Here is an 8,915-nt window from a genome sequence, read left to right as displayed (position 1 = left end):
ACATGACGGCTGCTGCCTGCCACCGCATCAGTTTGCAGGTGCAGGGACAAGGCCCAGCAATCCGGCCCGGATACGGTCAAAGATGGCAACGCCGGTCGGGATCAGGGCATCGGGAAAATCATAATCGGGATTGTGCAGCGAGGCGCAGCCCTCGCCCGCGCCCAGCAGGAACATGGCCGTTCCGGCATGATGGCCGAACTGGCCAAAATCCTCGGAGGCGCGCATCGGTAGGCCGACGGTGTCCCGCGCGACCCCCAGATCGTCCAGCGCATCCGTGATCGCCGCGGTCGCCTCGGGGTGGTTCGTGCAGGCGGCAAAGCGGTCGTGATGGGTGAACGCGACGGACAGGTGATACTGCTCGGCCAGCTCTCGGGCCTTGGCCATCACCGCCTGGCGCAGCGCTTCCATATCCTCATCCACAAGGGTGCGCAGGGTCAGCCAAAGCTCCCCCTCGCCCGGCGTGATGCCAAAGGCCGGCTCTCCCATCCGGGCGTGACAGATACTGACCAGACGGAACCCGGGGCCGAGGTCGCCACCCGGACCGGCGGCCAGTGCGGCGGGCATCAGATGGGCCAGGGCCAGCGCGGGCGACAGGCCCTTTTCCGGCATCGAGGCATGGGATGTCTTGCCATGAAACACTACCCGCAGCCCTTCGGACGCACAGCTGGCCGGACCCGGCGCGATGATGGCCCGGCCCAGAGGATGACTCGGCATATTGTGCAGGGCAAAGCCCAGATCGGGTTTAATCTGCTGAAACTTCGGATCTGCCACGACGGCGGCGGCACCTGATCCGTCCTCCTCGGCGGGTTGGAACATCAGCACGATCCGCCCGCGCAAGGGCGGATGGCGCGCCACCAGACGCGCGAGACCCAGCAGGATCGCCATATGCCCGTCATGGCCGCACAGATGCCCCTTGCCGGGGATGCGGGACCGATGCGCCGCGTCCGAGATTTCCGTGATGGGCAGCGCGTCGAGTTCGCAGCGGAACATCACGGTCGGACCCGGCTCCTGCCCATCCCAGACCGCCGCAACACCATGCCCGCCCAGCCCTGTGATCACCTGTGCCGGATGCAGCGCCCTGAGCGCGGCAACAACCTGCGCCGCCGTCCACTCCTCCTGCCCCGAGACTTCGGGATGCTGGTGCAGATGCTGGCGGAATTCGGTCAGTTCGGCCACGTCGGTGTTTGTCAGCATGATCTCTCCTTGGGACGTCCAGCGCATTGCAGACAGGAATAGCAGCCGTCAGTCCCGGTTTACAGTAAGAGCATTGATCCGAGAAACCTGCGATTGCAGAGCCCGCCCTCATCGGTAGGCGATGCGCGTCATGTCGGATGACATCAGCGAGAGGTTTTCCAGGTAGATGCGGCAGAGTGGCAGAACCGGCCAGCGCCGCATCCGTGCGCGACGGAGGCCGCTTATGCCACGAGGTGACGACATGTCATGGCGGGCTGATCCTACTGGGGGTTGCCCTTGGATTGTGTATCTGATCGGCCTTGCCGCGCCCTGATGGCTGCCGCTGAACGCGGGCAACCAACTTGTTGAAACTATCGCGCCAATGAACAGTTCCCTCGGGCCGAAGGTCCGGCCATTCCCCGCCGATATTCGCGCGCGCAGGCAAGATCCTGCCACTGATCAGGGACAGGTCGCGCAATTGCATGGGAACAACACAAGGGTCCACGCGTCTTTACCTTGTCCGCCGCGACACCGCAGCGATGGCTGCAAATAAACTGCGTCGCGGCAAATGAGGAGAAAAGACATGAAACCCAAGTTTGCAAAATCCACGATTTTGTCGTCCCTGGTCCTTGTGGCGGGCCTGCCCATCGCGGCCGCGGCCATGGATACCAGCGCCGTGACTGATCTGAACATCCGCAGCGGCCCTGGTAACACCTACGCTGTCGTCGGTGTGATCCCCAGCGGCGAAAGCGCAGCGCTGGATGGATGCGTCGCAGATGGCAGCTGGTGCAAGGTGTCCCATGACGGTGTCGAGGGGTGGTCCTATGCCCCCTACCTGACGGTCAGCGCGGACGATCAGGCCTATGTCGTGACCGAGCGTCCCGCGACCGTGGACGTAACTACCATAACCTATGAAGACACCGAAGAGACGCTGAAGGATCAGCGCACAGGAGCAACCGCCGGTGTCGTGATCGGATCGCTCGCGGCCTATGCGGCCGGTGGTCCCGTGGGTGGTGTGATCGCAGGTGGCATCCTTGGCGGCGCGGCAGGATCCGCCGCAGTCGAGCCGACCACGGAAACAGTGACCTATATCGAACGTAATCCTGTCGAAACCGTCTATCTGGATGGCGAGGTTGCGGTCGGCGCAGGCGTGCCGCAGAACGTGACCCTCTATGAAATCCCGTCGCAGCCGGAATATCGCTATGTCAGCATCAATGGCGAGACGGTTCTGGTGAACCCGGAAAACAACGCGATCGTGCGCGTTATCCGCTAAGACCGGCATCTGGACACACACGTAAAGGCCCGGCATCTGCCGGGCCTGAGCGTTTTTGCCTGACAGGGTCGCCGGTGCTTGAAGGGAAACCATCCGACCCAGGTCGGGCCAGATCCCGGGCGTGATGTTCACAACGCCTACGATCGTTTTGCATCGGCTGTCCTTCGGGTCAGGTCGGGCAAGACATAGGGCACCGCCGCGCGGTAGCGCGCAAAACGCGCGCCATAGCGGTCGGCAAACCGCCGCTCCTTGAGGCGCGGGGCCAGCAGGCAATAGGCGGTATAGCTGAGCGCCAGCATCAGCTGATCCGGCGTCCAGACCGGCACGGTCCAAAGGGTGAGCGCGAAAGCCACATAGATCGGCTGGCGGATCACGCGAAAGAGCCCCGCCGTCGGCATATCCGGGAAACGCGGAGCGATCCGCGCCATCAGAGACATCCAGCCAAGCGCACCCGACTGCACCTCGGCGCCCGCATCGAAGCTGGCTTTCATCAACAGCAGCCATGACAGCGCATAGACCGCGATGACGGCCCAGAACATCACCCCCTCGGCGCGCCACCAGATGATCCCGGACGGGGTCCAGAGCGTAAAGAGCGCCAGCAATTGCACGGACGCGATCAGCGCATAGGTTGTGGTGGCCAGCGTCGCGCCATGCGGGCCGGGAACAAGCCGTGCCAAGAGCTTGCCGCCGGGTCGGGTCAGCAGGGCCGAATGAGCCAACGGGAATTGCACGATCAGGAGGGCATTCACCAACCAGGCCCAGGGCTGCGGCACGCGTCCAAGGCTTTCGCTCATGCCGAAGAACATCGCGATGACCATGGCCAGCACGGCGGCGGCAAAGACCAGATGCGTCGTCAGGCTAAGCCCGAGCGCCAAGGCAATGCGCCCCCGTCCGGGCGGCGGGCGCAAAGCGGCCAGCATCAGATGCGCGAGGCCGGTAAAGCGCGGATCAGAGAACATCGGCACTCGCCACGATATCGAGGGCCATCGCACGCTGGTCTGTCCCCATCGAGTGGTCCAGTTCGAATGTTAATGCATGGTAGGCCGCTGGTCTATCGGGACGAAGGTTCCAGCTATCTCTTGATCCTCCTGAAAACAGCATAAGACTATGACAATTAGTGTACCACTTGAGTGGGTCCACCCAAGGGGATGATAAGATAATTTGCAGAAGAGGCCTGCACTGGCACCTCAGTCTGGCGTCGTATGCGACTCGTAGGCACGATCAGCAGCCCAGCTTTTCAGCCCTTTCGATGCAATGCTTGCGATTTGGTCGTTCGGCACAGACACTGGAGCAAGGGACGACAACCCGTCATCGTGGAACAGGTAGAGCCGGGCAGCGAAATCCTCGAAGGGCAGTGAGCCTTCACCGAAACGTTCTCCGTTGCCTTGGGTCGAGACAACGATACCGTGCCCCCAATCTTGTCCGCTGTCATTGTTGGGATTGAAGAAGTAGACGCGCATCTGCCCAGTTGGGTCCAAACCAACTCGGATCAGAGTGATGGCGTGCCATCCTACAAAGGTCGCGTTGGAGTCCGTCACCGCGATCCCGGCAGGCTGCGGGTGGATCACGGGTTGGTTGCCGTTGTATTGCGGGTGATAAGAAGCGTGGAAATGGCGCAGGAAACTTTCGTAGTTCTTCAATGCGCCCGTAGCGACATCGACGGCGATGTGAAAATCGCGCCCAACCCACCAGCCGTGCAGTTCAGGATTGATCCAGCGATGCGGGTCCTCGGGGCGGCCTATACATCGTCGGCCCATTTCGGCATAGGCGCGATCCAGATGCGGCACCAGCAAGACGGACACCGGATCGGCATCCAGTAGCGCTGATGTGGCGAGGCCGGGCGGCAGGGTTGCGGAGTCGAGCGGCTCGCCCTCGAAATGCAGCACCAGCCTGTCCCTGCGTGTCACCTGTGCGATCAGCCAGAGAAGATAGTCAGGATCGTTCAGCGCCCACATCGACAACGCCCGAGCCGATTGGCAGGTCGGATTGTTGCCCTGACCGACACCAAGGGGTTGGCCCAAGAGCATGATGACCCCTGCAATCAATTGCGTTCGTGGAGGCAGGGCGGTGCCGCAGGTGGCCTCTAAGGCGCTTGCGCACCCCTCGGTCAGAGGTGTTTCCAACAGGCGCCACAGGGACGGCGCGATCGGCGGGGAATACAGAATGCCGCGTTCCAGCATGAGCGCCAGGCCGTAGATTGCCTGCGCTGTGCCGGGCTGGATTGCGGCATCGACCAAGGCGCGCACCAACGGCTCGTAGCAGCGCAAGGCATCAAGCCCAGTGCTGGACAGGCCCAAGGCATCGGGAAGCATCTTGGCCTGATCGGCCTCGGCTGCCCATCGGAGAAAGCCTGCGTGATAGTCCGAGACCAATCCTGTGTCGTGCATGGCGCGGGCCAAGGCATAGGCCTCGTCCTGAACCATGCGCTCGTCCGCTCGTGACAGTCTGTCGATATAAGCCGGAATGCCCGGGTCCTCCCGGCTCAGAGTGGTTGGTCCGAACAGGGCGCTGATCAACCTGTCTGCCCCGCGATGAACGTCGGAGGCGCGAGAGGAGCCGGTTTGCAAGGCCTGTGCGATCTGCGCGATCATCGCCTTGACGTGATCGACCTGCAAAGGCCGCTGCGCCATGATGCGCCAGATCTCGGCTATCAGGTGATCCAAGACGCCGTCCGTCCCGACCTCTTGCACCAGATAACGCATCAATCGTTCAATGGCAGGTGTCAGCGCATTGTGCTCGCGGCGCTGCGCCTCATCCAGCCCCTGCCCCAACACCCTATCCAGATTGAGGGCGAGAACCTGTGTCAGAAACTGTTCGGCCTGAGAGGGTGAGAGATCGGGCGTAGCGTGTTCGCCCGTCGCAACCACAAGAAAGCGCAACAGACTGACCGCTTCCAATGTGATCGTCTGCTGAGCAGCATGTGTCAGCGTGTGTTTGACAAGGCCGGGCAGCAGTTGAGCCGGACGTCCCCAATCTGTGCCGGAGAACAGGCCAGCTTCGTCCATGGTGCCGGCCCGCTGGCGCAGTGCCGGTAATCCATCCTCGTGCAGCAGCACCCGACGCGCCACATCCAGCACGCGCAGGGCGTGGTCGTTCTTGCCGATACGCGACGCGCTTTGCAGGCCATTGATCTGTCGGTCAAGCCGGTCGAGAAGCGATCCAAGCTGTCCGTCTGCATTCATGGGTGATGTCATGTCGGCTTCGACCATAGCGTCGACCTTATTCAATTGGCCGGGACACTGTGAATGCCGCCGCCCGTCACTTCAAGAATGCGGCAATCCCGAGGGATCAACAACACAGACGCACCAGATCATGCGGTGCCGCGCCAGCCAGTGGAGCCCGCGGGACTATCACAGATAGTAGTCCAATTCTTCCTGCGCCTTCAGCAAATCGCGCATTTCGACCGCGTCCTCCCCATAGAAGTAGACAAGGCCCCAATGCGTGCCGAACGCCGTTCGCTTGGTCACCTTCTGGGCATGCGGCGGGTTAAGCTCGTGAAAGTCAAAATAGGGGTGGTTCTCTGTCTCGGGCGGGATTTCAAGATTGCTGACCACGCGGCGGCGTGGATAGACGCCAAAGCAACCGGCATGCCCCTTCGCATCCTCGACTGGGGTCGGGAAGAAGGCGTCAAGTTCGTCCTGCGTGGTCTTGGGGTCAAACACCAGAACCAGCGCCTGATAGGCGTTGAACCCGTAGGCGCGCTCCAGCAGTTCGAACACGTTGAAGCCCGGCGGGCGATAGGCCACTTCGCCGAAATACATTGTGCCGTCAGAGGTGACGAAATACTCAGGGTGAATGAAGCCGAAATCGATATCGAACACTTCAATCAGTTTTTCGATTTCCTGAGTAATACGGCCCCGCCACTGTTCCAATTCAGGTGTAGCTGGAACAAAAACGGAATAACCCAAAGTGACATATTCTGAGATATTCAGAAATTGAATTTTGCCATCCTTGATCCACGCCTCGACCGCGAATTCCCAGCCATCCAGATGACTTTCCAGAAGCGCCGGAAATTCATCATCTGAGATTGACGCTACATCGTCCGCCGTGCGGATCACGCGGTGTCCCAGACACCCCGCCTTGTCGAACGCCTTGAAGTGGATCGGATCATTCGGGTCGCCATCCAGCTTCAGCAACGTCTGGTTCACACGTCTGAGAAAGCGGATCACGTCGGTCTGATCCATCGCTTCCTCAAAGATGCCAACGCGGATGCCACCCAACTGCGCACGCCGTTTCATCAATGATTTATCGCGGAACAGCATGGATTGACCCAGCAAGCGTGGATTCTTCATCAACACGGAGTTCACAGCACCCGCCCACTCGACTGTTTCTTCGAACAGGGGAATGGCCACATCTACCCCCATCTCGTCCAGCGTCGTGGCAAGCTCGAAGGACCGGTCGTTCAACCGCTCAAAGTCCCATGCGACGAAAGGTATGTCGTGCTCGACAGCATAGGCTTCAGCCCAAGCGGGAGCGACGATGACATACCTGCGGTCGAATTTCTCAAGCGCATCAATACAGCGCAAGCTCCAACCCAAAACCGCAATAAAACCTTTGTCCGAATTCTTATCGGTCATCCTAACTCCTTGTTGGTTTGAAGCTGCTTTACCTATCACAAGGTTCGAAAAAAACAACCTCATCGAATATTTGCAAAGAATATCGCTTTATTTCTTGGGATTTTCTCGGTTGCGTAAATTTCGCGATCTGCGGACGAAAATCTTTAATTACAGCAGCTTCGGAAGCTTCCGAATACTCAGGAAATGACCAAGAGGTGGTGACTGTGAACCATCCCTCTCAAGAGGATCAAACCATGTCAGACCCTACGGCAAGCTTGGGCAAAGAACACAGGTGATGCAGGTTTCGACGATCCTCGTGCTGTTCACGATGATCTACGATCAATTGCCGGCGCTGGCTACCTTCGGCAACTTTCTCAGCGGATGAGCCATCGAAGCCATTCCCGACGAACCGGTGAGCGAAGATCTGTCGCAAGCACTGCCGGTCTTACACCGGGGACCCCTGCGTGCAACCGGCTAAACGGTCAATCCGGCTATGGAAACAGGACGTCAGCATGTCAGACAGGTGGGCGAAAGACCTGCGATGTCCGCGTGGCCCGTTCATAGCGCGCAGCCAGATCAAAGATGGCCGCTTCATCGTGACTGGGCGCCACAATTTGTAGTCCGACCGGAAGTCCGTGCTTTGTCATGCCAACCGGCATGGACGCTGCTGGCTGTCCCGTCAGGTTGAAAGGATAGGTAAAGCTTGCCCAGGACACGATGTTTTTGTCCTCATGACCGGGTGGCACGTCCCGTCCCACATCAAAAGCGGCAACGGGCAGTGTCGGGGTGAGGAGCAGGTCAAAGCGCGAGAAGAACTGCCGCATCGTCTCGCGGAAGGCGTAGCGGTCAAAAACCTTTCGGTAATAGCTCTGCATGTCCTGCGACAAGGCCGAATGCAATACGGCAAGAACCGCTGGGTCCAACATCGCGGGCGTGTCCAGCACGGTCTGGCGCAGTTTCGTGCCGACACCGGCATAGAATTCGGCAGTCCAAAGATCCACCGGATCGTCCATGACATGAGCGACCTGCGCGACCTCTGTGTCTAGCCCGGCAATCAAAGCAACAGCTTTCTGCGTAATTTCGGCTACCTCAGGGTCGACACGGCCATAGCCCAGGGTCGGGCTCCATGCGATCCGAAGCCGGCGTGGCGTTTGGCTGATGCTGTCCAGACAGGACAAGCCACCCTGCACGCTGGCCGGATCCCGCCGATCGAAGCCCGCGATCACGGACAGGACCGTTGCGGCATCAGCCGCGTTGCGGGCAAGCGGTCCGACATGCGCCAAGGTCGGCGTGGCTGATGTGGGAAATACGGGAACACGTCCGAATTGCGCCTTGATGCCGAACAACCCACAAAGGGATGCCGGAATCCGGATCGAGCCGCCACCGTCCGTGCCAATGGCATAGGGCACAAGCCCGGCCGCAACAATCGCTGCGGCACCACAGCTGGACCCACCCGGTGTTTTGTCAGTGTTCCACGGATTGCGCGTGATCCCGGTCAATGGGCTGTCGCCAACGGCCTTGCAGCCAAACTCGCTTGTCGTGGATTTACCAAGGATCACAGCACCTGCCCTTCGCAGCCGCTCCACCGACGGGGCATCCTCCGCCACAGGCGTGTCAGAGACGGCCCGCGATCCGAACCGCTGGGGCATGTCCTTGACGGCGATCAAATCCTTGACCGAGGTGGGAATGCCGTCCAGCACACTTATCCTCTCGCCCAGTCTGATCCTGTCGTCGCTGGCCTTGGCGCTGATCCGTGCAGCCTCGAAATCCACATGGCTGAACATGTTCAGCCGGGGTTCCAGTCGTGCGTATTGCGCGATGGTATGCTCAAGAAGCTCTGATGCGGAAAAGGCCTTGTCGGCCAATCCGTCACTGAGCTCCTCAAGACTTTTGAAAAGAAAGTCCGACATCAT

6 protein-coding genes are annotated in these 8,915 nt (G+C 60.3%); 1 reads left to right on the top strand and 5 read right to left on the bottom strand.

What is annotated here, in order from left to right:
• Positions 1 to 27: 27 nt before the first annotated feature.
• Positions 28 to 1,194 carry an amidohydrolase gene (locus PVW27_RS13340; RefSeq protein WP_274558456.1) on the bottom strand — a complete coding sequence of 389 codons (1,167 nt, stop codon included), beginning with the start codon at positions 1,192 to 1,194 and terminating at the stop codon, positions 28 to 30.
• Between the two features lie 562 nt (positions 1,195 to 1,756).
• Between PVW27_RS13340 and PVW27_RS13335 the strand changes: the two genes are divergently transcribed.
• Positions 1,757 to 2,446 carry a DUF1236 domain-containing protein gene (locus PVW27_RS13335; RefSeq protein ID WP_274558454.1) on the top strand — a complete coding sequence of 230 codons (690 nt, stop codon included), beginning with the start codon at positions 1,757 to 1,759 and terminating at the stop codon, positions 2,444 to 2,446.
• 137 nt (positions 2,447 to 2,583) lie between these two features.
• Here PVW27_RS13335 and PVW27_RS13330 read toward each other — a convergent pair whose 3' ends face one another.
• The 4 genes from PVW27_RS13330 to PVW27_RS13315 all read right to left on the bottom strand — a co-directional run bounded on the left by PVW27_RS13330 (position 2,584) and on the right by PVW27_RS13315 (position 8,912).
• Positions 2,584 to 3,405, bottom strand: coding sequence for an isoprenylcysteine carboxylmethyltransferase family protein (locus PVW27_RS13330; protein ID WP_274558452.1), 822 nt, complete (start codon positions 3,403 to 3,405; stop codon positions 2,584 to 2,586).
• A gap of 228 nt (positions 3,406 to 3,633) precedes the next feature.
• On the bottom strand, positions 3,634 to 5,628 hold the full coding sequence (locus tag PVW27_RS13325; RefSeq protein ID WP_274558451.1) for a hypothetical protein: 1,995 nt from the start codon (positions 5,626 to 5,628) through the stop codon (positions 3,634 to 3,636).
• A 168-nt stretch (positions 5,629 to 5,796) separates the two neighbouring features.
• Positions 5,797 to 7,023 (bottom strand): ATP-grasp domain-containing protein, encoded by a 1,227-nt coding sequence (locus PVW27_RS13320; RefSeq protein WP_338019958.1) that lies wholly within the window; start codon positions 7,021 to 7,023, stop codon positions 5,797 to 5,799.
• A gap of 494 nt (positions 7,024 to 7,517) precedes the next feature.
• Positions 7,518 to 8,912, bottom strand: coding sequence for an amidase (locus PVW27_RS13315; RefSeq protein ID WP_274558448.1), 1,395 nt, complete (start codon positions 8,910 to 8,912; stop codon positions 7,518 to 7,520).
• Positions 8,913 to 8,915 lie beyond the last annotated feature (3 nt).

The sequence above is a fragment of the Seohaeicola sp. 4SK31 genome, from assembly GCF_028802875.1.
Taxonomy (GTDB): Bacteria; Pseudomonadota; Alphaproteobacteria; order Rhodobacterales; family Rhodobacteraceae; genus Seohaeicola.
Note: the sequence above shows the minus strand (reverse complement) of the source record. Positions and strands in the feature narration are given on the sequence as shown.